The 25,564-nt window shown below is 42.7% G+C and carries 21 protein-coding genes; 2 read left to right on the top strand and 19 right to left on the bottom strand.

Annotated features, from left to right (window positions below; genetic code table 11):
* Positions 1-45 precede the first annotated feature (45 nt).
* A complete protein-coding gene (locus ACW6PM_RS05980) occupies positions 46-1,071 on the top strand; it encodes a LacI family DNA-binding transcriptional regulator (protein ID WP_456056550.1) in 1,026 nt (341 codons plus the stop codon).
* Between the two features lie 20 nt (positions 1,072-1,091).
* Here ACW6PM_RS05980 and ACW6PM_RS05985 read toward each other — a convergent pair whose 3' ends face one another.
* The 7 genes from ACW6PM_RS05985 to ACW6PM_RS06015 form a co-directional block, all read right to left on the bottom strand.
* A complete protein-coding gene (locus ACW6PM_RS05985; protein ID WP_456056551.1) occupies positions 1,092-2,441 on the bottom strand; it encodes an MATE family efflux transporter in 1,350 nt (449 codons plus the stop codon).
* Positions 2,422-2,931 (bottom strand): DNA-deoxyinosine glycosylase, encoded by a 510-nt coding sequence (locus tag ACW6PM_RS05990; protein ID WP_456056552.1) that lies wholly within the window; start codon positions 2,929-2,931, stop codon positions 2,422-2,424. The genes ACW6PM_RS05985 and ACW6PM_RS05990 overlap by 20 nt, the downstream gene beginning before the upstream one ends.
* Before the next feature lie 163 nt (positions 2,932-3,094).
* Positions 3,095-4,570, bottom strand: a complete 1,476-nt coding sequence (gtfA, locus tag ACW6PM_RS05995; protein WP_456056553.1) for a sucrose phosphorylase — start codon at positions 4,568-4,570, stop codon at positions 3,095-3,097.
* Positions 4,560-7,376 carry an alpha-galactosidase gene (locus ACW6PM_RS06000; protein ID WP_456056554.1) on the bottom strand — a complete coding sequence of 939 codons (2,817 nt, stop codon included), beginning with the start codon at positions 7,374-7,376 and terminating at the stop codon, positions 4,560-4,562. Before ACW6PM_RS06000 ends, gtfA begins: the two co-directional genes overlap by 11 nt.
* 39 nt (positions 7,377-7,415) lie before the next feature.
* Positions 7,416-8,252, bottom strand: coding sequence for a carbohydrate ABC transporter permease (locus ACW6PM_RS06005; RefSeq protein WP_456056555.1), 837 nt, complete (start codon positions 8,250-8,252; stop codon positions 7,416-7,418).
* Complete coding sequence (locus ACW6PM_RS06010; RefSeq protein ID WP_308668083.1) at positions 8,252-9,127, bottom strand: carbohydrate ABC transporter permease; 876 nt, start codon at positions 9,125-9,127, stop codon at positions 8,252-8,254. The genes ACW6PM_RS06005 and ACW6PM_RS06010 overlap by 1 nt, the downstream gene beginning before the upstream one ends.
* Positions 9,124-10,425 (bottom strand): ABC transporter substrate-binding protein, encoded by a 1,302-nt coding sequence (locus ACW6PM_RS06015; protein WP_456056556.1) that lies wholly within the window; start codon positions 10,423-10,425, stop codon positions 9,124-9,126. The genes ACW6PM_RS06010 and ACW6PM_RS06015 overlap by 4 nt, the downstream gene beginning before the upstream one ends.
* A gap of 188 nt (positions 10,426-10,613) precedes the next feature.
* Here ACW6PM_RS06015 and ACW6PM_RS06020 point away from each other — a divergent pair, with 188 nt between their 5' ends.
* Positions 10,614-11,456: an AraC family transcriptional regulator gene (locus ACW6PM_RS06020; RefSeq protein ID WP_456056557.1), complete on the top strand. Its 843-nt coding sequence runs from the start codon at positions 10,614-10,616 to the stop codon at positions 11,454-11,456.
* 2 nt (positions 11,457-11,458) lie between these two features.
* Here ACW6PM_RS06020 and ACW6PM_RS06025 read toward each other — a convergent pair whose 3' ends face one another.
* The 12 genes from ACW6PM_RS06025 to ACW6PM_RS06080 form a co-directional block, all read right to left on the bottom strand.
* The gene (locus ACW6PM_RS06025) at positions 11,459-12,499 is read right to left on the bottom strand and encodes a galactose ABC transporter substrate-binding protein (RefSeq protein ID WP_456056558.1); all 1,041 of its coding nucleotides are present in this window, start codon (positions 12,497-12,499) and stop codon (positions 11,459-11,461) included.
* A 15-nt stretch (positions 12,500-12,514) separates the two neighbouring features.
* Positions 12,515-13,567, bottom strand: coding sequence for a sugar ABC transporter substrate-binding protein (locus ACW6PM_RS06030; protein WP_456056559.1), 1,053 nt, complete (start codon positions 13,565-13,567; stop codon positions 12,515-12,517).
* Positions 13,564-15,357, bottom strand: coding sequence for a cache domain-containing sensor histidine kinase (locus tag ACW6PM_RS06035; protein ID WP_456056560.1), 1,794 nt, complete (start codon positions 15,355-15,357; stop codon positions 13,564-13,566). Before ACW6PM_RS06035 ends, ACW6PM_RS06030 begins: the two co-directional genes overlap by 4 nt.
* The gene (locus tag ACW6PM_RS06040) at positions 15,338-16,942 is read right to left on the bottom strand and encodes a response regulator (protein ID WP_118392181.1); all 1,605 of its coding nucleotides are present in this window, start codon (positions 16,940-16,942) and stop codon (positions 15,338-15,340) included. The genes ACW6PM_RS06035 and ACW6PM_RS06040 overlap by 20 nt, the downstream gene beginning before the upstream one ends.
* Before the next feature lie 216 nt (positions 16,943-17,158).
* A complete protein-coding gene (locus tag ACW6PM_RS06045; protein WP_118372296.1) occupies positions 17,159-18,808 on the bottom strand; it encodes an ABC transporter permease subunit in 1,650 nt (549 codons plus the stop codon).
* Positions 18,809-18,826: 18 nt separating this feature from the next.
* Positions 18,827-20,335: a sugar ABC transporter ATP-binding protein gene (locus tag ACW6PM_RS06050; RefSeq protein ID WP_456056561.1), complete on the bottom strand. Its 1,509-nt coding sequence runs from the start codon at positions 20,333-20,335 to the stop codon at positions 18,827-18,829.
* 94 nt (positions 20,336-20,429) lie between these two features.
* A complete protein-coding gene (locus tag ACW6PM_RS06055) occupies positions 20,430-21,713 on the bottom strand; it encodes a substrate-binding domain-containing protein (RefSeq protein WP_448754335.1) in 1,284 nt (427 codons plus the stop codon).
* A gap of 230 nt (positions 21,714-21,943) precedes the next feature.
* On the bottom strand, positions 21,944-22,639 hold the full coding sequence (locus ACW6PM_RS06060; RefSeq protein WP_456056562.1) for a hypothetical protein: 696 nt from the start codon (positions 22,637-22,639) through the stop codon (positions 21,944-21,946).
* Positions 22,640-22,654: 15 nt separating this feature from the next.
* Positions 22,655-23,251 (bottom strand): hypothetical protein, encoded by a 597-nt coding sequence (locus ACW6PM_RS06065; protein ID WP_456056563.1) that lies wholly within the window; start codon positions 23,249-23,251, stop codon positions 22,655-22,657.
* Positions 23,248-24,129, bottom strand: a complete 882-nt coding sequence (locus ACW6PM_RS06070; protein WP_456056564.1) for an ABC transporter ATP-binding protein — start codon at positions 24,127-24,129, stop codon at positions 23,248-23,250. The genes ACW6PM_RS06065 and ACW6PM_RS06070 overlap by 4 nt, the downstream gene beginning before the upstream one ends.
* Before the next feature lie 11 nt (positions 24,130-24,140).
* A complete protein-coding gene (locus tag ACW6PM_RS06075; protein WP_456056565.1) occupies positions 24,141-24,509 on the bottom strand; it encodes a GntR family transcriptional regulator in 369 nt (122 codons plus the stop codon).
* A 315-nt stretch (positions 24,510-24,824) separates the two neighbouring features.
* Positions 24,825-25,544, bottom strand: a complete 720-nt coding sequence (locus ACW6PM_RS06080; RefSeq protein WP_456056566.1) for an RluA family pseudouridine synthase — start codon at positions 25,542-25,544, stop codon at positions 24,825-24,827.
* Between the last annotated feature and the right edge of the window lie 20 nt (positions 25,545-25,564).

Here is a 25,564-nt window from a genome sequence, read left to right on the forward strand (position 1 = left end):
ACTTTATAGTAAAAAATTGTAATACTGAATGAAATGGAGTTTAATATGACGCTTAAGGATATTGCCGAAATGGCAGGCGTGAGCACGATGACCGTCTCAAATGTAATCAACGGAAAGACTAGCCGTGTTTCACAGAAAACAAGGGATAAAATCAATTCAATTATAGAGGAATATAATTATGTTCCGAATATGAATGCAAGAAGTCTTTCAAACAATTCCTCACACATTATCGGAGTTGTTACGTTTCTGGAGGATAAGGATTATGCTTCAGGATACAATTATTTTGAGAACCCATATGTCAGTACTATGATTGGTACAATAGAGACAGAGCTTCACAAAAACGGATACTTCACCATGCTTCAATCAGTATCCAGAAGCTCTGACATATTATCCTTGGTTAAGAACTGGAATGTCGATGGAATGCTTCTGGTTTTCCCCACCTCCGCTGAAAACCTTGAAAAGCTGATGGATGCTGCCAACTGCCCTATTGCTACCTTTGACAGCAATTACTCTCACCCTAATCTCATAAATGTAATATCTGATGATGAAAAGGGCTTATATTTGTCAACAAAATATATGATAAATCACGGTCACACCGAGATTGCCTTTGTCGCTGATTATGAGGGAAACATCGTCCTTACCAAACGTTTTAACGGATACAAAAAAGCTTTGGAGGACAGTCATATCCCTTTCCGTCCGGAATATATTTTCAGCTATTCACCTTCATATGAGGGCGGTATCGAAGCCGGCCGTGCCATTGCAAGTGGCAAGGCACCAATCACAGCAGCGGTAACAACTGCCGACATATGTGCTATCGGCATCATGGAGGGTGCGCGTCTTGGCGGTTACCGTGTCCCGATTGATTTATCTGTCATAGGCTATGATAATTTGAATCTATGTCAGTACACCGTACCGAAGCTGACGTCGGTATCACAAAATGTACAAAAAAAAGCCCGGCTTGCAACCGAGCTTCTCCTAAAAAAAATACAAAACAATGAGTCAGAAAATAATTTGTGTGAAATTATGGATGTTGAGATTGTTGACAGGCAATCTGTTATCTCGCTTTATTGATGTGATAACAGATATGCTCATTATCTGGTCAAATCCTTTACCCACTTATACTTCTTAAAATGTATGAGTGTCCACGGAATCTTTCCTACCTCATCCACGCAGGTGCACGCATACACCACAACCACCGGCCAGTTCAAAAAATATGTGCCTGCAACTGCAAGCGGTATCGCTATGCCCCACATAGTAACAGCTAGAGAATACATATCAAACATTGTATCTCCACCCGAACCAAAGACACCGTTTATGATGATTTCATTTACCGAGCGTCCAATCATGTAGAGTGCAAGTACACCGAATAGCTGCTTCAGGTACTCTGCAGCCTGCGGAGTGAGCTTTACAAAATGTAAAATCACCGGTGCCGAAACCGCCATAAGCACTGTCATAACAGCGCCACACAAAAATGACAGCTTTGCCATTCTGATACCATATGCTTTTCCACGCTTTAAATTTCCTGCGCCCAGCTCATTTCCTATCATGATGCCTGCTGCGCTCGATATACCTGCACTGAGACAGCATATGATATCACGCACAACCGCTGCGACTGAGTTGGCGGCTGCCGCGTCTGTTCCCATGTGTCCCATAAATGTAGAGTACGACGTAAAGCCTATGCCCCATACAAGGCTCGCTCCGAGAATCGGTCCGGAGCACTTCATAAAATCTGCTGACAGCTCCTTGTTTCTCACCAAAAGCTCTCTAGTTTTAAGCCTGATATATCCCGGTCTGTAAGAAAATGTGATTGAAAGCATAAGCTCCAGCACTCTTGATATGAGCGTGGCAAGTGCCGCTCCCCTCACATTCATGCTCTCGATGCCAAATGCACCATAGATAAACACGGCATTCAACACGATATTTATTAGCACTGTAATCGAGCTGACTGCCGCCGCAGTCCCTGCATGCTCTGATATCTTCATCATGACTATATAACACTGCGAAAAGCCTGTCAACAGATACGAAAAAGAGGCTATTTTCAGATAGCTCACACCATAATCTATAAGCACCGGCTCGTTTGTGAAAATCAGCATCAGATATCGCGGAAAGAATGCACATGCCACGAAAAACAGCACCGATACTACACCGCATATTCTGATTGCAAGAGCGAATATGTCATCGAGCGCCTTTATATCCTGCTTGCCCCAATACTGCGCTCCGAGTATTGCAAGGCCCGCTGTCGCCGCTGACAGAAACATGTTCTGGATGAACTGTATCTGTGTGGCAAGCGAGACAGCCGACATATAGTTCTGGTCCAGTCCTCCAAGCATAAAGGCATCAGCCACCGCCACCAGCGCCAGCATCAGATTCTGCACCATTATCGGGACCATGAGTGTCCACAGCTTTTTGTAAAAATGTGTATCAAATTCTATTGTTTTCATGTGTTTTTATATATTCTCTCCAAGTATTACATAATTTTTCAAAGGTCCATGCCGCATTTGCAGGGCTGGTGGACGGCAGCGTGACTGCCTCCATGCCTGTCAGCGGAAGCTGATATTTCTTATAAAGTGACCCTGCTTTATTTCCGTTTGCAATGACCTGCTTTATATCGGCCGCAGCAAGGATTTTCCTTATATCTGTCGGTTCGACATTTCTGATACTGCTGTCGCTCGAACCCTTGATGTCACAGCTTTGTATCACATCCCATATGGCTATGTGATTTTTCAACAGCATATATTTCTTCTCATCTATAGTTTCCGGCAACGGCTCATCCAACAGATACGCAAGCAGCTTCCAGAAACGGTTCTGCTTATGTCCGTAATAGAAATTGTTTTCCCTGGATTTTACTGATGGAAGCGTGCCGAGGATGAGGATTCGGCTTTTTTCATCATAAACAGGCTTAAAGGAGTGGGTTATGTGCTCGTATTCCATGTTGTCACCTCTTATCGTCTTTAAACGCTCTCCTTTGTCTTTTATATAGGTTTATTATACCTTATAGCTGATACTTTTACGAGTCAATTAAATGATTTTTCTCATAAAAAAACTCACAATCGTTTTTTCGACTGTGAGTTTTTTATAATTTCAGATACAGTAATCAGCTCAGCTCTATCTCATATGCTATGTCTTCAAAATCCACCGTAAGAAGCGCATACGCTCCATCGTTATCATAGCGGATTGAGAGCTTTGGTCCTTCTTCTGCTACTGTGATGACAGCCCCCTTTTCAAACGCCTTATGCGTATTTCTCATGCGAAGCAGCTCAAGCTGCTTTGTGACAACATCCTTTTTTAGTGCCTCCCTGATATCGGAGGCACTAAGGTTTGTTCTGTTAATTTCCTTGTGTCCTGATTCGCCTGCGCGTCTTACTGCCTCATGGTCATTTTTACCTGCAAAGAGGTCCAGATACCATACCTGCGGCTTGCCCGGCATGAACATCTGAATGGCTCGCGCCAGAAGCATTTTGCTGTCAGACTCACCAAGCGCACTGTAATATGTGGCATTGACCTGATAATATATATTCTTTTGTCCGTGAAGATTTTTGACCATGCCGCCACGAGATACAATCAGATCTATAAGCGAGCGTATATCGCCCTCCGGAAGCAGACCCTTTAAATCCAGAAGAGGTATGCCGTCATGGCAGCCAAGCATGTTGACTGTTGAGATTTTATCTTCCACAATCTCACGCGCCCATTTTGCCAGATAATCTGCTCTCCTGTTCTCAATTGCATCAATTATGAGTCCCGGTAAAAAGAAATCATATGTGGCATAGCCCTTATCTGCAAGGGTTTTGTATATTTTTTCCTCATATGCCGCATGTATTTCAGGCAGCAGAGTCAGCCCAAGCGGTGCTGCAAGCTCGTGAATCTGCTGTAGAAATTCCCAGGTCTCAGGGTCATTCAGGAAATTCTTTTTCCCCGGTGCCTTAGGCGCATAGGCAAATGCATCGAGTCTCACGATAGCCGCACCGTAGGATGCTATTTTTTCCAGTGTTTCACGATAGAAATCCCACACCTTTTCGGACTTTATATTTAAATCCATCTGTCCCAGATAATCTCTGCCATGCACCTCCTGGTAAAATGTGTTCCAGTATGGCACTCTTCGTCCATCCGGAAACTCAACCATGAGAATCGGAAGCCCCGGCTTTCTGAAAAACATCTGCTTTATGCATGACTCATCAGGCTGTATGTAGCCCTCATCTGTCATGACTCCATGACCTTCCCAGAACTTGTTCCAGTCTATGAAAAAATCGCGGTACTCCGACTCATCGCCCTTTTCCACAAGATCCTTGAACTGTGGTGACTGTGCTGAAGCATGGTTTAAAATAAAATCAAGCTTTAAGTCAATCCCCAGCTCCTTCAACTGCGATAAATCCTCTGTTGTCGCAAGCTCCTCATTCAGATTGTAGTCCACGACCGAAAATCCGCGGTCCAAATCCGAATGATAGAGGCTTGGCAGAATATAAAATGATGAAAATGTATCCTGCATTTCCTTCTTTTTGAGCAGCGCTGTGATATCGGAAAGCTTACCACCCAGACTGTCAGGATATGCATTAAGCATAGGTTTATTGTTCATAGACTTTGCCATCCCTTCCAACTACGATACGCGCATTTTTGCCCTGTAAATCAAGCTTTTCCTGCTCCAATTCCACCACGCGGCATATGAAAGGGCTTGCGGCATTTTCGTCACGTCCTCTCTTAATGCGGCGCGCCTTGGTCTCCTCAGGCGAGCTCTCCAGAAATACAGGTATGTCAACGCCCTTAAGGTATTCGCTGCCTCCGTGGGTCCACTCTAAGATAAGCACCTTAATTCCTGTAAAATCAGTTTCGTCATATGAGATATCACCATCCTCGCGGCCCATATGCTTTATCTCAATTATATCTTTTCCTGCCTTAAACTCTGAAAGCTCCTTGTTGATCCTGTCAAAGTCAATCTCCTTTGGTGTTCCAAGATATCCACGTAAGCCCTCCTCACCGGACTCGTTATACACATTAAGGCGTTCCTCGTCATTTCTCATCGGAATACGATGTGGATAATTATCTCCCGTCAGCACATAGCAGGCTGTATTATCGTTAAGAAAATACTGCTGCAGAGCTGCTGCAATCGTTGTCTTTCCTGAGCCTGAACCGCCGTAGACGCTTATTACAAGACGGTTATCAGAGGCATTATCTGTAGTATCGCACACCTTCTTTATCTCATCATACAGCTTCCTTGCCTCATCAAGCCTGATAAATGAAAACTGGTATGCCTCATACTCCTTTGTGGCAAACGGAAGCGGTATTCCTGCATTCATCAGTGCTGCCCCCGTATACTGCATGCCTGTATTTTCCTCAATATATACTGCAGCAGGCTCCAAGCCCTTAAGCTTCACATAGCATGCAGCCGCGTTTGCCTCCGCATACAGACGAACCACGCTCACAAGCGCCCTGTCCTTTGCCTTTGAGACAGACATCCATGCTGCCACCTCATCCTCAAACGGGCTTGTAAGGCGCCAGTAGGTGCCCTCATTTATGAGCATCTCATACTTCTTAAAGGTCTTTATCTGCTCTCTGATTTCTTCCTTTTCCTCATCTGACAGAAGAGCCGGATTCAGCTCATAGCCAAAGGTTCCTGCCATGGCTGTGATGCCCCTTGTTTTAAGGCTTGTCACTCTGCCGGTCTGATGATTTGGCACTGCCGATACGTGCGCTCCCATGGATGATACCGGATAGAAGAATGATGTGCCATACTGTATTCTTGTACGGTTTATGGCATCTGTATTGTCACTGCACCATATCTGTGGACTGTAGTAGAGCATGCCTGCATCAAATCGTCCACCGCCGCCACTGCAGCCCTCAAGAAGTATATCCGGATATCTCGTCACCAGACGCTCCATAAAGTCATACACTCCAAGCACATAGTCGTATGCAAGATTTCCTGCATATACATCAGCCATGCTTCTGTTCATATCCCACTTCACATAGTCGATCTTTCCCTGGTCAAACACTGCACAGATCTGATCAAAAATATTGTCTCTCACTTCTTTTCTCGAGAAGTCTAAAAGAAGCTGATTTCTTGAGCGCACAGGAAGCTTTCCCTGAATCCGGATAGCCCAGTCAGGATGCTCTCTGTACAGATTACTGTCCTCATTTACCATCTCAGGCTCAATCCATATACCGAATTTCACACCCTGTGCGTGCACTCTGTCAATTAGCTCAGAGAGAGTTCCGCCAAGCTTTTTCTCATTCACAAACCAGTCACCGAGTGATGAATTATCATCATCTCTCTTTCCAAACCAGCCGTCATCCATGACCACCATATCTATGCCCAGTGATGCGGCCTCCTTTGCGAGGTCTACTATCGTATCACCTGTAAAGTCAAAGTATGCAGCCTCCCAGCTATTGATGAGCACCGGTCTTACCTCATGTGCAAAGCTGCTCCTGCACACATGCTCACTGATGCAGGTGTGGTACTGATGAGAAAGCTGTGAGAAGCCTTCTGCCGAGTATGACATAATAACCTCAGGCACAGTAAAGGTTTCTCCTGCCTCAAGCGGATATGAAAACAGCTCATCAGAAAGTCCCATTAAAAGGCGTGTCTGGTTAATCTGATCCTTCTCTGCCTCACATAAGAAGTTGCCACTGTATACAAAGAGCATACCATAGCATTCTCCTGCATTTTCTGTAGTATCGCGCTGTGCGAGAATAACTGCCGGATTGTACTGGTGGCTCGAGGTTCCCCTGCGGCTTCCGAATGAAATTGTGCCGTGTCCTAAGTGTGTGCGCTCAAGATTGCGCTCCATGGCATGCTTTCCATAGAATCTGAGCACATCATAGTCTCCGTAAACCATATCAAGACATGCAGCGTGAGCCTTTTCAATTGTAATATTTCCACTGCCTGTATTTTTAATGAGCACACTTCTTGTGATGACATCACAAGCCTCAAGCACACCATAGAGCAGATGCACCTCAATGCCTGCGATATCATCGCCAAGAACTATTTCAAGAGTCTGCGCTTCGTCATCAGATGCCCACACTGCCGGAAGCCCCTTTAGAGCGTACTTTCCGTCTCTGATTTCATGACTCTTATAAAGAAGCTCAACACTCTCAGTACCCTGTTCATTTTTGATATCAAGCGCAATATTTCTGAAATCGCCTGTGCCAAGAGTCGGATACTCCTGTGGCAGCGAATCAAGCGAATATGTACGGTTCATGCCTGCTGCGTAAGGATTACCTGAAAAGCCTCTGTCAGCATATGTCAGCATATAGTCCATATCGCCTGCGCTTTTTGCTCCGTAGTACAGATGCAGCAGATAGCCAAGTCTGTCTATCTGCATCTGATATGTGGTGTGAGCTGTCTGTAAAGTAAAAATTTTCTTGTTTGGATTAAATATAATTGCCATAAAATCACCCCATATTATTGTTAAAATAGTGTTTAAAAATTATCCCTTGACTGCACCGTTTGCAACACCGTTTAATATCTGCTTCTGGCAGATTATGTAGAATATAAGTATCGGTATCAAAGCCAGAATATATGATGCAAATGCCAGATTGTAGTTGGTTCCAAACTGTGTCTGGAAATTGAGCTGTGCTAACGGCAGTGTATTCTGTCCTGTTCCTGACATGATGACAAGCGGTGTCATGACATCATTCCAGGTACCGAGTGCTGTCAGGATGGCTACTGTCGCATGCATAGGCTTCATCATAGGAAATACAACTCTCCAGTATGTTGTCCATGTGCTTGCGCCATCGATGTCTGCAGCCTCCTCAAGTGCCATAGGGATATTTTTCAAGTATCCACTATATAATAAAACATTCATCGGCATGTAAAACACAAGGTATAAAATGATAACTCCTGCCCTGTTTCCAAGTCCCATCTGCGCAGTCTGCTTTACAAGAGGCATCATGAGAATTGAGAATGGCACAAACATACCGCTTACAATATAAAGATATATGAAACGGAAGCTCTTTTTCCTTGCCATGCCTCGTCCGATAACATATCCTGCAATCGAATGGATAAGGATTGCGAGAACAATGGTCACAATAGTGATAAGCAAGCTGTTTCCGAGAGAATGCCAGAAATCTGTAACCTTCATAGCCTCTGTGAAGTTTGAAAAGCTCCACTTTGAAGGGAAGGAAAGAGCTCCTGCGACATCATTTGTCATCTCACTCGGTTTCTTGAAGGCAATGATAACAGCCATATACAGTGGGAAAAATACGGTTAAGGTTCCCAATATTAAAACGATGGTAAGTACCCAGTTTGTTTTTTGTTTTTTCATTATAACTGTTCCTCCTTCTTATTCATAACGCCCATCTGGAATAGTGAAATAGCCACAATTACAACAAAGAAAATTACTGCGTTTGCACTCTGGAAGCCAAACTGTCCTCCATCCATACCATTTCTGTAAATCAGGTATGAGATTGACTCTGTGCTCTGCGCCGGGCCTCCCTTTGTCAATGACATAATCTGGTCAAATACCATGAGGAAGTTCTTTGTGCTGAGCACCAGATTGATTGTGACAAACGGCATAACGAGTGGAAATGTAACCTTCCAGAACTGCTTCCATTTGCCTGCTCCGTCGAGCATGCTGGCTTCGTAAACATCCTCAGGCACCGTCTGCAGACCTGATATGTAAATGATGGTATTCATGGCAACCGCCTGCCATACACCGACAATCAGCACACCGATCCATGCATATTTTTCACTTGCCAGAATACTGTTTTGTATGAAACCGATATTAAAGGTATTTCCTACTGCCGGCAGAATATATGTAAAAATAAAGCTGAAAATGTAACCAATAACCAGTCCGCCAAGGATGTTCGGTACGAAATAAATACCTCTCAATGCACTCTTGCCGCGGATATTGCTGTTTAGTGCAACTGCCATCACAAGGCTTAATACATTTACAAGTACGGTTCCTGCAATCGCATATTTAAAGGTAAACAGATAGCTCTTTCCAACTCTGGCGTCAGTAAAAAGGTCTGCATAGTTTCTAAGTCCGACATAATCATAAGAGCCATAGCCCTTGTAGTTTGTAAAGCTGTAAATCACACCCTTTATCATCGGCAGTGTGTTGAATGCGAAAAATAAAACCACAACAGGTATCACAACTGCCCAGAATGTCTTGTCCCTATTTGACATTTTCTTTTTCATTTTGCATCCTCCTGTTCCTTCTGGTAATCCTGTACTTCACGAATCAGATCTCTGTTGTAACGCTTCCAGTCTGAATCAAATTTCTTTAAGAACTTCTCCTTTGCATTGTCACCTGTGTCAAGCAGATATGTCTGAATCATGGCATCCACGCTCATCTCGCTTGGATAATGGTGATCCTGATAATCTGACATACGGTTGTCCTTTATATACTCCTGCATATCCTCCAGTGTATCAGGTATTGCGAAATCTCCCTCCTTGCAGGCAATTCCGCCCTGGTCATCCAGATATGTCTGAATTGTCTCATCGCTGTAGAGATATTCAAGCACCTCGTATGCAGCTTCCTTATTTTTGCAGGCCTTCATCACTGAAAACTGTAAATCTATTCCTGAATTTAACACATTATCAGCCTCATTATCATTTGCCGGGAAAGTAAATGAGCCGATATTCATATCAGGATTAACCGACTTAATCTGAGGAATAGCGTAGCTTCCTATCGTGTACATGGCAGATTCACCTCTGGCAAAGGCTGTACATGCGTCATTGTAGCTGTAAGCATATGGATTGTCCTCTGCATAATCAAGCAGTGTGCGTACCTTGTCGGCAACCGGAGAATATGCCTCCTCAAATGTCGTATTTCCCATATTTACCTGATTGCAGGTGTCTGAATCACAAAGACCTACTGCAAGGGCATTCCACGGTGCCAGACAGGTCCATGTATCCTTAAAGCCCAGATACAAAGGAAGTGTTCCGCTTTCCTTTATCTCATCACACAGTGCTGTAAACTCGCTCCAGGTTGTAGGCACCTTCCAGCCATTCTCCGCAAACATATCCTTGTTGTAAAGCACTCCTGCTGCATTTGCCACGTAAGGAAGTGCATAGGTGCCGTCCTTTGGAATGAACTCAAGCTCCTTGTCCATATCCAGATATGCCTCTTTTACAGTGTCCGCTGCATCCAGGTCCGAGATATCCTCAAACAAATCCGCATCCAGGAAATTTGAATAATTGATATCTCCACCGATTGCGATGATGTCCGGATAATCCTCACGGATGAAGCGTGTCTTTAAAATAGTCATAGCCTCATTCGGAGATGAGATAGTCAGGTGAATATCATCGTGAGTCTCATTAAATTGCTTCTCAATCTTCTCAAAAGCCTTAACAGCCTCCGGCTTATATGAAACCACCTCAATCTCAGTTTTTCCGTCCGCCCGCTTTTCATTTCCACATCCGGTCAGTCCTGTCGTGCACATTCCGAGTGCCAGCACAACCGCCATAGCCTGACAAATCTTTCTTTTTGCCATATTTTTTCACTCCTTTTCTGTTTTATTTGCTCTTTTTCCTGATAAACAGATTATAACATACCATTATGCATACAATAAATACCCTTATTTTTGTATTTTTATACCAATATGCTAGAAAATGTGCTATAATTGCATATAATGTCGCATAAGGGTATATTTATAGTATTAATCAATAAGGAGTGACTCACATGGACAAGCTATCCTTCAATATTTTTCCAAATGTAAATTTCATAGATTTGTGTATGTACCAGTTTGGCCACGAGCAGTGCGAACCGGGACACTCATTTGGTCCTGCCACAAGAAACCACTATCTATTCCACTATGTACTGTCCGGCACCGGCACTCTGATGGCCGATAATGCAAAGGGCATCACACAGACCTACAACATAAAAAGCGGGCAGGGCTTTATGATTTTTCCCGGCCAGATAAATACCTATATCGCGGATGACAAGCTTCCGTGGGAATACATATGGATTGAGTTTGACGGTCTGCGCGTCAAGGAGGCTCTCACCACAACAGATCTTACCCAAAATAATCCTGTCTATCACACACATTCAAAGGATATCCGCGAAAAGCTTGTTGAGGAAATGCTCTACATCACAAGGCACCCATCAGAATCACCGTATCACCTGATTGGGCATATGTATCTTTTTCTGGATTATCTGATGCAGTCAGCCAAATCATCAAAGCTCGTTCCAAGTGGAAAGATGAGTGATTATTATATAAAAGAAGCGATGAATTATATCGAGCAGAATTTTCAGAATGATATATCAATCGAAGATATTGCCACAGTCTGCGGCATAAACCGAAGCTATCTTGGCAAGATTTTTAAAAATTCCGTCGGACATTCACCGCAGGAATTTCTCATGAATTACCGTATGATAAAGGCCACAGAGCTTTTGAAGCTGACCTCCTTATCCATCGCAGATGTTGGCTCTGCTGTCGGATACGAAAATCAGCTTCATTTCTCACGCGCTTTTAAAAATGTCTATGGAGTGGCTCCGAGAGAGTGGAGGAATGAGCATAAATAAGCTCACTGCTCATCACTTACAAATTCATCTACATTATCAGGAGTCACCTTCTCATATGGCAGATAAACATACTTTTTGTCCTCAAACCTTATATTTTTCATGCTGCCACCGGTGGCTGCCAGATAGGCAAGCTGAGCCATAGCCCTTGCCTGTCCCTCCTTGTCATTGTAGACTGTTGCCGTAAGCTTAGACTGCTGCACTGCTTCAAGCCCCTCGTCGGTGCCGTCTACTCCGAAAAATACAGGTACATTCGACTCTGTCACTCCAAGCTTCTCATATGCGTCTATCGCTCCCAAAGCCATTGCATCGTTATTTGCTATAACTAACTCTATGCTGTTTTTGTACTGACCTATAAGCTGTGTCATACGGTTCTGCGCCTGGGCACGATTCCAGTTTGCTATCTGACAGCTCAGCTTTTCTATCTGAAGACCGTTATTCTTCATGCTCTCTGTCACACTCTCTGTCCTGACGATGGCATCCTGATGGCCCATCTCTCCCTCCAGGATGACGTACTGTATCCTGCCATCACCGTTTTTATCCACACCCGGATTATTCTTTATATAATCGGCAATGAGCTCCCCCTGCATCTGACCTGACTGCTTTGCCTTTGCCCCGACATAGTACAGCTTATCCCAGCGCTTTAAATCCTCATCAACCGGCTCCCTGTTAAAGAAAATAATCGGGATATCATTCTCCATTGCAGCATTTATAATATGCGACAAATCTGTTCTGTCTGCCAGATTAATACAGAGCACATTGCAGCCGTCCTCTATCATCTCCTGCACCTGGTCATCCTGTGCACGCTGTGAGCCTGCCGCATCCATGATTGTCATGCTGATATCGTATTGATCTGTATCAAGCCTTGCACATTCTTTTTTGAATGCCTCCATCAGCTCACCGATAAATGTATCCTTCTGGTCATAACATGTCACGCCTATATATATCTGTTTTTTTTCGTCAACCCTTGTATTGCTGCAAGAGGCAACCGATAATACCAGTGCAAAGCACAGCATTATCGCCGTATTTCTTATTCTGCTTCTCATTTATTGTATCCCCCACTACTGGCTTATTGCATACAAAAGCTTCTTGTTCTCTTCATCAAACAGATTCTTTCCGGTAAGAAGCTGATATGATATCTGTTTTTCCTCTACCGAGTACCTCCTGCCACGAAGCATATCTACCAGCCCTACAACGCTTTTGTATCCGGCAGCAAATTCATCAGGTGTGATAAGCGCCTCTGTCCAGCCCGAATCGAGATAATATATGGCCTCTGTTGAGTTTCCTATTCCATATACCAGTGCACCCTGCAGATTATTATCAGAAGCTTCCTTTGCAGCCTCAACCACACTTGCATCATCTATCGCAAGGACTATGTCAACCTTTCTCTGTGACTGCAGATTGATTTTCTCTCCGGTGTCCGAAACGCCTGATACAATCCACATCACATCACAGCCACTTTCCGCGAGAGTATCCTTTATGCCATTGATTCGCTTCTTACAGGCATCGGATTCAGTGCTTTCACAATAGATTCCTATTTTTTTACCTGAAAGTGTTCCGTTGTTGTCAGCAAGAAGCTTTTTTGCCAGGTCTGCACCCATGCTGTACTGGTCAAGCTCCACTGTATTAATCGGCTTAAAGCTATCGCTTCCCGCCTGTTCTCCGACTACCATTATCGGTGTCTTTTTATTTATCCGGATAAGGGTATTAAGGCTTTTTTCATCTGCTTCTTTTTCTGCAGTTGGCTTGAAAATGACTGCATCAGCCTTTTTGTTTATCTCCTGCTTTATGACGTCAATTTCATCTGACATATTGTTCATATTTTCCTTGCTTATCATGACTACATCCACACCATACTCAGAGGCCGCCATTTTCATGCCATATTTAAATGCTGCGCTGTGGCTTTCATCCACATCAGCCATCACCACCGCAATGCGCTCCGGTTTCTGATTGAGCTTATTGTACGCGATAAAGCCTATCACTATCACAAGCAGTACTCCAAGCAGCAGCTCTGTTATGATGAAGGTTCTCTTATTCTTGCTCATATTTGTCCATTTATTTTTCACTGTTACTCTCACACCTCCCATGCAGCAAGGCAATCGTACCTGCATCATACTATATGATGCTCCTCAAATTTAAGCCTGTTTTCCTCTGAATAGACAATTGCCGGGATTTTGATTGTCACAACAGTTCCCTCATCAAGCTCACTTTCTATATGCAGGCCATAGCGCTCTCCAAACAGTATCTTTATCCTGTTATTCACATTTACAAGTCCCACTCCCGAGCCCTTCTTGTGAACCCTGTCTGTATTTGTCAGTAAAAGCGGGATTTCATCCTCAGGAATGCCCATTCCGTTGTCGGATACCGTCATGATGATATCCTCTCCCTCTTTTTGGCCTGAGACCACTATCTCTCCGAAATCATCCAGCTCTCTGATTCCGTAATTAAGTGCATTTTCCAAAATCGGCTGAAGCACCAGCTTCACCGCGCAATAATCCATGATTTCCTCGTCAACCTCAAAGCTCACCTCAAATTTATTCTTATAACGCACTTTTTGTATATTCATGTAGCTTTTTGCATGCAAAAGCTCATCGCGTACAGTTATTATGGTATGTCCCTTAGACAGACTGATACGGAAAAGCTTTGCAAGCTGCGTAATCATAAACGAGGCTTCCTCGTTTTTGCCTCCCTCTATCATCCATGTGATAGAGTCAAGCGTATTGTACAAAAAGTGCGGATTAATCTGGCTTTGAAGCACATCAAGCTCGCTCTTTCGCCTCTCGTTCTGCTCCCAGACGATTTTTTTCATGAGCTCATTGTTCTGCTTATACGAACTGCGTATAGAGTATCCCAGATGCCGTATCTCGGATGAGCCTCCCACATAGATATCTGCTTCATTGCCATTTTCATACCTTTTCACAGAATCATCGAGCTTCATAATCGGCTTTGAAATACGTATTGATATCACTCTGTTTATCCACACAAGCGTCATAGCCATTATGATCATAATAACAAATACAAACTGCTTCACATCTGCCATCTTGTTTGTAAAAATGGAGTATGGCATCACACATACAAGCTTCCAGCCTGTGTAGCTGATTGTGTCTACCATAATCTTACGATGCACGCCATTCAAATAATCATCATATATACTGTTTTGTGACTTTGCCGCATTAGCGCTGTTTTCCGAAACATCTCCATCAAACTGTATCTGGTGCGGATGGTAAATGATATTGCCATTTGCATCACACAGATAGTAGTACTGTCCTTTTCCCGATGTATTTATCCTCTCAAGCAGCCTTGATACACTCGAATAATCCATATCTACAAGCAGCACACCCATCTGAGACTCAGAACCTGAGGTCAGCTCCACGGCACGGCTTGAGGATATTACGAGATGATATCTCATGGAACCATCGTCAAACAGATTCTGCACATGAGGTGTTGAAAAATGTATATTCTCCATACGCTCCATCGCTTCTATGAACCAGTCCTGTTTTGTCACATTCGGATCCTCCTTCTGGGACACAACAGGCTCTGCAGCTATAAGGCTTCCATATTGATTGTACAGGGCAATACTGCGCAGATATTCCTTGTTTGACTCATAGAGCAGGCTCATGCCATCGTGTATGCTGTCAGACTGCTTTAAAATGTCATTTTCCTTTATCACATCATAATATGCCGCATCCGAAACCTGCCTCATATTGACGAGATATTTTTCCACACTGTCTATTGTCTGATCCATCACCTTATGATTACTCTCTATGATACTGTCCTGCGATGCATCAGCAAATTTTACATACATCACACCAACTGTGACAAACATGATTGCAAGCGACAGCAGTGAAAATGAGAGCATTATTATGGATTGTATACTGCCTGATTTATACCTTATTCTTCTCATACTCTGTCCTGTACCTGGATGGGGAAACCCCATACTTTCTCTTAAAAACATAACTGAAATAGTTCGGATCCGCGTAGCCTACATTCTGGGCTATGACATAGCTCTTGTCATCTGTCTCTACAAGCATTCTGGCTGCCTTATCCATTCTGTAATCAGTCAGATACTCCACAAACGAGCTGCCCGTTTCCTTCTTAAACAGACTTGAAAAATACGAGTTAGATACTCCTAATTCCTTACATGTATCGTCAAGTCCAAGATCCACACTTCTGTAATTCCTGTGCACATAATCCTTTGCACTGTCTATGAGTGACTTCTTGGAGTTGTATCTGGCATCAGCCATATCATCGTGCAGCCTGCTTGAAAAATCCAAAAGCCACTGCTTGAGCACCACCGGCTCAAAATTGGAGAGCTCATTATAAAGCCTGCCCACACTTCCCGATATTTCCTGCGCATTTAGCTCATTATTGCTCATAAAGTGATATAGCTCACTGATCAGCTCCATTACTGCCACATGGTAGTTCTCAAGTGACTGCTGCGACATAAAATTGTGCTGCATATACGCTTCAACAGCCTGTCCCACATCCTCTATCTTGCCGATACAAATCATTTTAAATAAATATGACAGCTCATTTCCCTCATCGCCATCCTTTGATATACGTCGCTGTGGCTCAACCTCTGTCATGTTTATTGCCCTGTTGCTGCCATAAAGCACCCTGTAGGATACTGCCTCCCTCGCACTCTGATAAGAGTTCACCAGCTCCTGTACATTTTCGCACACCTGTCCGATTCCGACCGTGACCTTTGCCCCCATTACATGATTTACATATTTGCAGAATCTGTCACACTCATCTGTCAGCTCAGAAATATCCTCCTGCTGCATAAGCTGGGCTATCATGACCGTATCACCGAGATAGTTAAAAATCCTGCCATTCCAGCGCTCCTTTAAATCAGCCTGTGCCTGTCTCTCTACTGACACTGCAAGCAGTCTGATATCCATGCCCTGCGGCATCTGACTTGCGGAGGTATGTATGATAATACAGCAGTAATATGGTCCCTCAATCACAATCTTATAGTCACGCATGTACCTGCCCAGCTCATTTTCCGGTATGCGCCCCTCGATAAGTGTCGTGTAAAAATTTGACTGCAAAACAGGCAGCGATGCTGCATAATACTGCTTCAATATGTCTGTGTTTTTCTTCTCATTCAGCTCATCATCCAGCTTTGTCTTAAGCTTTTTGAATACCTCCGTGATTTCAGCCAGATTGAGTGGCTTTAAAATATACTCTTCTATCTCGAGATGCACAGCCTCCTTTGCATACTCAAAATCGTCGAAGCCTGTGAAAAGCAAGAGCTTCGTCGCAGGAAACCTCTGCCTGATGTTACTGCACAGCTCAAGTCCGTCCATGTAAGGCATACGTATGTCAGTCATCACAACATCCGGCTGCATGTCCTCCATCATCTCAAGCGCCTTGAAGCCATTGCCCGCATGTCCTACCACATGAAAACCAATCTGCTCCCAGGATACCTTTCTCTCGATTACCTCTATTACATCCTCTTCATCATCAACCAGTAATAATGTATACATTTTATGTCTTCTCCCTGCTATACCGGGTAACTATTCTGAATAGTTACTCTGTTTATACTATATTATATCATATCATATATTCTTTTGTAGCTTTACATAAACAAAAGTGTAATTTCAAAAGTATAATTGTTCACACCACAAAATTAAAGCAGAGATGCCACCCAGACATCTCTGCTAATCATTTTGGAAGTATGAAAAAGAAATTTTCTTGCGATATTATTTCTTCTGAACGTATTTCAGACAGTCAAGTGTAACTGCTACAAGAATGATAATTCCTGAGAATACGAACTGAAGGTTTGTATCAATACCAAGGATTGTAAGAGAGTATGTAAGTGCTGTGAAGATACATACACCGGTTACAACACCTGATATCTTACCGATACCACCTGTGAATGATACACCACCAACTACACAGGCTGCGATTGCATCCATATCCCAGCCCTGTCCATAAGCTGCTGAGCCTGAACCAACCATTCTTGCACACTCAAGCCATGAGCCAAATCCATAAAGGATACCAGCCATAACGAATGCACCGAGAGTTACTGCAAATACTGAGATACCTGAAACTGCTGCTGCCTCCGGGTTTCCTCCTACTGCGTAGAGGTTTTTACCAAATGTTGTCTTGTTCCAGATAAACCATACAATTGCGATTGCTGCTACTGCCCAGATAATGATGGTTGGGAAACCATTTACCTTTGGAATAATCATGTTAGGGATGACCGGCTCAATAGCACCGAATGAAACTCCCTTTGTAGCATATGTTACGATACCGAAGATAACAAGCATGTTGGCCATGGTTGAAATAAACGGATGCATCTTAAACTTCGCTGTAAAAAATCCTGCAATACTTGTGAAGAATGTACAAAGCACGATACATGCAAGTAATGCGATAACCACTCTTGCACCTGTTGGTACTCCTGTAAAGTCAAATATATGACCGAATACAGAACCTGTATTGATACCCTGATGCATGATGATTGTGGCTGTTGTCATACCCATACCAACCATTCGTCCAACAGAAAGGTCCGTTCCTGTTAAGAGGATAAGTCCTGCAACACCAAGTGCTAAGAACATTCTCGGTGAAGCCTGCTGAAGAATATTCAGTATGTTGTTATAAGTCAGAAGAGGTGTGCCCTTCTTTATCGGTGTTATGACACAAAGCGCTATGAATATAAGTATAATCGCAATATAAAGACCATTCTGTAACAGGAAGTTTCTCCTATTGAATGTATACTTGTAATTCTCCCATTTTTGTGCCCTTGTCTCCATAAATGTGAACTTTGAAAGACGTAACATATCAATCAGATGATACTTGTAGCTGTATGCCTCATGCTTTCTGTCCTTGATTCTCTGATACTCTTTCTCAAGCTCAAGCTTCTCATTGGAAATACGATTCTTGTGTACGTAATTTTCTTCCTTTATCTCAGTTCTGTCTGAGGTCTTTGCCAGAGCAGCCTTATGCTTTTTATCAAGCTCTGCCATTCTCTCATTATGAGCAGCAAGTGCCTCTGCCTTTTCTGCCTCACAGCTTGCTTTAACAGCATTGTAATACTTTGAGTCAAAGTTTTCCTTTAAGTAGCTTTCAGCCTTGGCGATGAGCTTAGAAATCTCATCCTTGTTCTTTGCCTCAACAGCCTTTGCCTTTGCAAGCTCTTTCTCACATGCTGCTATTTCCGACTCTTTCTCACCCTTTGAAAGAGTCTTATCTCTCTTGATGCCTGCTATTGCTGACTGACACTCTACAACCTTTGTAGTTCCGTCTTTTCTGAGTTCATCAATTTCTTTTTGTATTCCACCAACATATTCGTCGATAGGCTGGCGCAGAGTGCGCTCCTGCTCAGCCGTTAAAATCTTACTATTAGCCATATCCGTCTTCTCCCTTTATTATAGGTACTTTGCACTGAGTCTCAGCAGTTCTTCCTGATTGGTTTCCTTTGTATTGACAATTCCTGAGAGCCGTCCGTTTGACATGACTCCGATACGATTTGTTATACCAAGGATCTCAGGCATCTCAGATGAAACTACAATGACTGTCTTACCCTGCTTTGCCATATTGATTATCAGCTCGTAAATCTCATATTTGGCACCTACATCGATACCTCTTGTAGGCTCATCCATCATGAATACCTGTGGTCCTCTTTCAAGCCATTTACCAAAGATAACCTTCTGCTGGTTTCCTCCTGACAGAGCCGAAATCATATCCTCCGGTCCCATACACTTTGTGTGCATAATCTTTATCTCATCAGAGGTGGCCTTTGTCATCTTACTGTCTGAAAGTGCCGGTCCATTCTTATAGGAATCGAGATTTGCGATTGTCGTGTTAAAGGTGAGGTTTCCCTTAAGGAAAAGTCCATTTGCTTTTCTTTCCTCTGTGATAAGTGCGAAGCCATAATCCATAGCCTCCTTGGCACAGGTGAAATTCATAAGCTGGTTCTTAAAATATACTCGTCCCGCAGCTCTTGTCCTGATTCCAAAAATCGTCTCAAGAAGCTCTGTACGACCTGCTCCGACAAGTCCGTATAGTCCAAATATCTCCCCCTCATGCACATCAAATGTGATGTCCTGCAGATGTGGCTCGTACTTTGTCGAAAGATGCTGTATTGACAAGATTACATCCTTTGGTTTGTTGTCTACCGGAGGGAATCTGTTCTCCAGTACTCGTCCAACCATCGCTGCAATCAGTTCATTCATATTTGTTTCTTTTGTGCTCTTTGTCATGACCAGATTTCCATCTCTAAGAACCGAAATCTCATCACATATCTCAAAAATCTCATCCATCTTGTGAGAAATATAGATAAGTGAAATACCCTGGTCACGAAGCATCCTCATCATCTGGAACAGCTTTTCAACCTCCTGTACCGTAAGTGATGATGTAGGCTCATCCAATACTATAACCTTTGAATTGTATGATATTGCCTTTGCAATCTCACACATCTGTCGCTGTGATACTGACATATTCTTCATCGGCTGCTCGAGATTAACTGTCATTCCCAGCTTTCTGAATAATTCAGACGCTTCTTTTTTCATGCGTCCTTCATCAATCATACCAAATGAATTGACCGGATATCTTCCGAGAAACAGATTGTCTACAACATTTCTCTCAAGACACTGGTTCAACTCCTGATGCACCATCGCTATACCATTTTCCAGTGCATCCTTCGGACCTGAAAAGCTTACCTCTTTTCCGTCCAGATATATAGTTCCCTCGTCCTTCTGGTATGTACCAAAAAGACATTTCATCATTGTCGACTTACCGGCTCCGTTCTCCCCCATGAGACCCATTACAGTACCTTTTTTCACATCAAGATTGATGTGGTCAAGAACCCTGTTTCGTCCAAATGACTTGCTCATGCCACGAATCGATAAGATGTTTTCATTATTCTTATCGCCCATACTTCCTGCTCCTAACTCTATATTTGCTGTCGTCTGTATACACTTTATTTTGGGGAGAGATTTCCCCCTCCCCAACTAAGTGTTTTAAATACCTTTACTGGTTTAAAAGAGCTGTATAAGAAGCTGCATTATCTGTCTTAACCATGTTGATTGCGAATGCATCGTACTGGCTTGGATTTCCAAGTCTGTTTGTGATATTAGACTCTGTCTGTCCGTCACCACCGATGTACTCAACATCAAGATTTAAGAGATCATCATACTTCTGTAAGAGTGGCTGATATGTAGAGCTTAAGAAGTTATCTGAAGCATTGTAGATATTCAGCCATACCTTCTTTGTTGGATGCTTATCTGAATCAAGCTGTGTTGAAACAGGTGCCCATACAACTGTAGAATCTGTGAAATCCTTGTAGTTATCTGCTGTAACTGCTACGTTTAATGCGTAGTAAGATCTCTCATCAGCCTTGTAAACATATACATCATCGCTTAATACGTTTCCTGCATCATCCTCTGTGCCGATACCTGTATCAATATCTACACCATCGAGTGCGTTTCTAAGTACACGAAGTGTGAGGTAAGCCTGAACGTCAGCATGCTGGCTGATTGTTCCGCCATAGCCCTCTGCGATAGCTGCTACTGCATCGCTGTTGGCATCGTATCCGAATGTAGGAACCTTGTTGTCCTTTGACCATGCATTGAACATTGACATTCCCATTCCATCGTTGTTAGAAACAACTACGTCGATTGACTCACCAAATGATGATGACCATGTTCCGATTGCATTTCCTGCTGTAGCTGCATCCCATGTAGCTCCTGCTGAGTTCTTCATCTCCTGTGAAGCAAGCTCTCTTACTACATAGTCTTTGCCGTTTACAGTAATCTTGCCGTCCTGAACCTCAGCTGCTTTTCCGTCTGAGTTTGTTCCTGCCGGTGCACTGTCAATCTCGCCGCCCTTGTCTACGCCTGTTCCAAGAGCTTTACGAACACCTCTTGTTCTTGCAATTGAATCGTTGTGTCCGATATCACCGATTGCAAGTACATATCCGATAACGCCATCCCCATTTCTGTCAATCTTATCGATGTTCTTCTCGATATACTCTTTTACCATTTCTCCCTGAAGTTCAGCTCCCTGATTAGCATCGAAACCTACATAATAGGTATCCTTGTTGTAGTTGAGTGCTGTTGTGTCAAGCTCTCCTGTTGAGCTGTTTGATGGCTGACGGTTGTACCACACAAGTGGCTTGTCCTTGTTTGCAACATCAGATGTCGATGTGCTGCCTCCCCCTTTCTGTGTATCAGAAGAACCCCCATCTGATCCACAAGCGGCCATTGATGCTGCCATAGCAGCTACCATCATGATTGCAACAAATTTTTTCTTCATATATTTTTGTCCCCCTTTGTTTTGTTGGTAAGGCTAGTATACAAAAATATTTCGGGAATCACTATAGAATATTTTTCGATAAACATTAAAAATTTTACTGTTTTTCGTCATGTGGACGAAAATTTTCTAGTTTTTGTTTTTTAGCTACGTCATATTGTTAAACTTCAAAAAACGGCTAATCCAAAGTAATTCTTTAGATTAGCCGCTATATTCTTCATATTCTATGATATCTACGCTTTAACACTCTGGTCCTTTATAAAACAATGATAGGTTATCAGATACAGCAGTATGCCTATCACAGCAGAAATTGCAAGCCATACCGTTACAAACACCAATATATCCGCATGAAAGAAGGCAGGCTCATTTATATTATCAGATGATTTAAGAAAAACTATCATCCAAAATGTCCATAATACCCAGAAAGCAATTCTGCCAAACCGCAGCAGTGCAGCGCCCACAAATACAGCCAAAAATGCCAATAAAACCGCCAGCGATATAGTCACCACTAATGCCCTTCCAGAAAATACCTGTGAGTAAGCATCCACAAATCTGACTCTTAGTAACTTACTGACCAGATTTTTGCTTACAACGCGCTCAACAGCACCGAGAATTGCAATAATTGACAGTGCAAGCATATTTTTTATAACTTTAAAGACAACATATGATGCAAGAAAATTCTTCCTGGTCACTCCCATCTGCAGACAAAGAGTGAAATGCTGTCCAAATGTAAAGCCTTCAAATATTATATCAAAAATCACATATGCACTCAGCGCCATCATCATTCCAAGCTGTACAGTTTCATCGTCCCCCATTGATACAAAGAAGCCCAATACAATGCCCGCGATTATTGCTATAGCGACTGCTATCATCATTATCGCTATCTCTTTCCTTTTTATATACATGAAATTTTTTATTGTTTTTCTCATAATGCCCTCCTCTGTCTATACCCTTACTTCAAGCCTTCTTGTGCTTCTTTCTGTACAAGCCGCCATCCATGCATAGTATACGACTGCGAATATCATTACCGGAATATTTAAGCTGTTACTTTCAGCTATATAGTTAAATACCATCCATGCAACAGCCACCACAACGGAAATGATTGAAACAATTATATATAAAACCATGTATTTATCTTTATTCATACTCCCGGCGATTGCCTGCCCGGTTGCTGCACATATAATTATAATAAAAATATAAGCCGGAATATTTTTTTCACCGGTATAAGCTGCTATAAGCATCTGAAATCCACTAAAGATGACTATCATGGCAATGTCCGATATGATATATCCAATAAATGCATTTTTTCTTGTGCCCCCAAAAGCAATTGCAAGCGAAATTCCCCTGGTTTTCCTATTAATCTCAAAGCCAACCAGTATTACCGCTAAAAACCAGATACTGGCCATACACCCCTTATCATTGATAACTCTTCCGTCCATTAAAAAATTAAAAATCAGAAAATAAACTATTAAAGCGAGTACCGCCGATAATGCACTTTTTAATGTCATCTTTTTCCAGAATATTATGCTGTTTTTCATCATCTGCCCTCCTCACATATGGCAACAAACAGGTTTTGAAGTGTCATTGGCTGTACTGACAATTTCTCCGTGGCTGTTAAACATTTGTTTTTTGCTGTGAGAATTGATATACCCTTGCTTCGTCCTAAGTTTTGTGTATCAAGCACTTCGATATCAGGGTTTTGTGTAAGCATTTTATCCACATCTTCCTTATTTCCACTTATGTGGTATGCCCGCTCCAAAAGCTCTGCTGTGTTTTCTTTTAAGGCAATTTTTTGATTATTTACGATGATTACCTCCTCGAAAATATCTGATGCTTCATCAATGATATGTGTAGAAATGACAAAGGTTCTGCCACTTTGCGTATACTCCTCTATTAAAAGCCTGTAAAAATCATTGCGTGCCACCACATCAAGACCTGCTGCCGGTTCATCCAAAAATGTGAATTTTGCCTTGCTCGCAAGTGCCACAACTATTGTAACCATTGACATCATTCCCTTTGAGAGCTTATTTATACTCTGATTTTTATCCAGACCAAAGCGTGCCAGCAGCTCGTTTGCGTAATCATTATCCCAATTCTTTAAAAAACACTGCGCATATTTCAAATATTCCTTTACCTTTAAGTTGTTTGCTCCGCTCATTGTATTAGCAGAAAGTTCTCTCGAAAAAAATATATCAGAGAGAGCTTTCTCATTTTCCCAGATTTGCTCCCCATCGAGGGTAACATCTCCTGAGCTAGCCGGATTTTGCGCCGAAATGATGGAAAGCAGTGTTGTCTTGCCGGCGCCATTTCGTCCTATCAGACCATAAATCTTTCCCTCCTCTATTGTGAGATTTACATTGTCCAAAACCTTCTTTTGCCTGTAATTTTTACATAAATCATTGCATTTTATTGTTCCCATATCATTCTCCTTTAATCTTCAAAATTCTTCTCGATTCCTGCTATTAATTCATCCTTTGTAATACCAAGTGTCTTTGCCTCATTCACAATCTCACTGACGTAATTCTCATAAAACTGGGCTTTCCGCTTTGTCCTTATTACTTCCTTTGCTCCGTCACTCACAAACATTCCAATCCCTCTTTTCTTATACAAAATTCCTGCATCCACCAGTATATTTATGCCCTTTGCCGCTGTAGCCGGATTTATCGCATACAGCTTTGCAAGCTCGTTTGTGCTCGGCACGCGCTCATCCTCCAAAAGCACATCCCGCAGTATGTCGTTTTCTATCATTTCGCTTATCTGAATATAGATTGATTTTTCCTGATTCAGAATTTCATTCACATGCTCCGCCTCCTTTCTATGCTATGCTTGTTGTACTTTTTATTTTCGTAACTATCCAGAACCACCACACTCATTCGCAAAAGCGCACGATACTCGTGCTTTATCTACACTCTGTTTAGCATCGCTGCTACGCAGCTGATTTCGCTCATATTTGCGGTATGGTTATATGGTTAATTACTCAAGTAACTAACCTATGAACTTATAATAAATGATATAAACAGTATTGTCAACAGTATTTTTCTCCATATAAAAAGACCATACACTCAGTTGTTTTCTGAATGTATGGTCTTTTAATTCATCCTATTCCCAACAGCACTATGGTAGTTCAAATGTCATTCTCTCCCCTGTAGCAGGATGGTCAAAAACAATCTTGTAGGAGCAAAGTGCAAGCTGCTCCCTCACACCGCCACCGGTGCGTCCGGATTTGCTTCCCGTTCCTGAGTTATTTGAGGCAGGCTTCCCATACTTGGTATCTCCTATCAGTGGATAGCCAATATTTGCAAGCTGCAAACGTATCTGATGGTGCCTTCCGGTGAGAAGCTTTATGTCAAATTCTGTTTTATTGCATTCATTTGATATTATCCTGTACTGAAGCACTGCTTTTTTTGCCAGCTTGTCTTTTTCGCTTGTGATTTTAGATGTATTGGTAAGCTTGTCGAAGGAGATATAATCTGTGAGAGTATGCCATGCCAGATCATGATTATCTTCTTTATTAGCTTCTTCCTTATCTGCTCCTGACACACCCTGACCTCTGCTTGCCGCACGATAATATTTCTCGGTTGTATGCTCCTTTATCTGCCTGCTCAAGGATGCCGCGGCTTTCTGATTCTTGGCAAATACCATCACTCCCTCAACAGGCTGATCGAGTCTGTGTACTATGCCGACATAGGGCGGCTCATTTTTAGCCGCCCTGTAATTTCTTATGAAGCTCTCCATATCCTGCTGCCCGATACGCCGGGTCTGTGTAGCAATTCCCGCCGGCTTGTAGCAGACGATTATGTCGTTGTCTTCGTAAATGATATCTGGTTTTCCCATGTTGTAACTCCCGCAAATTA

The organism is Agathobacter sp., assembly GCF_977054825.1.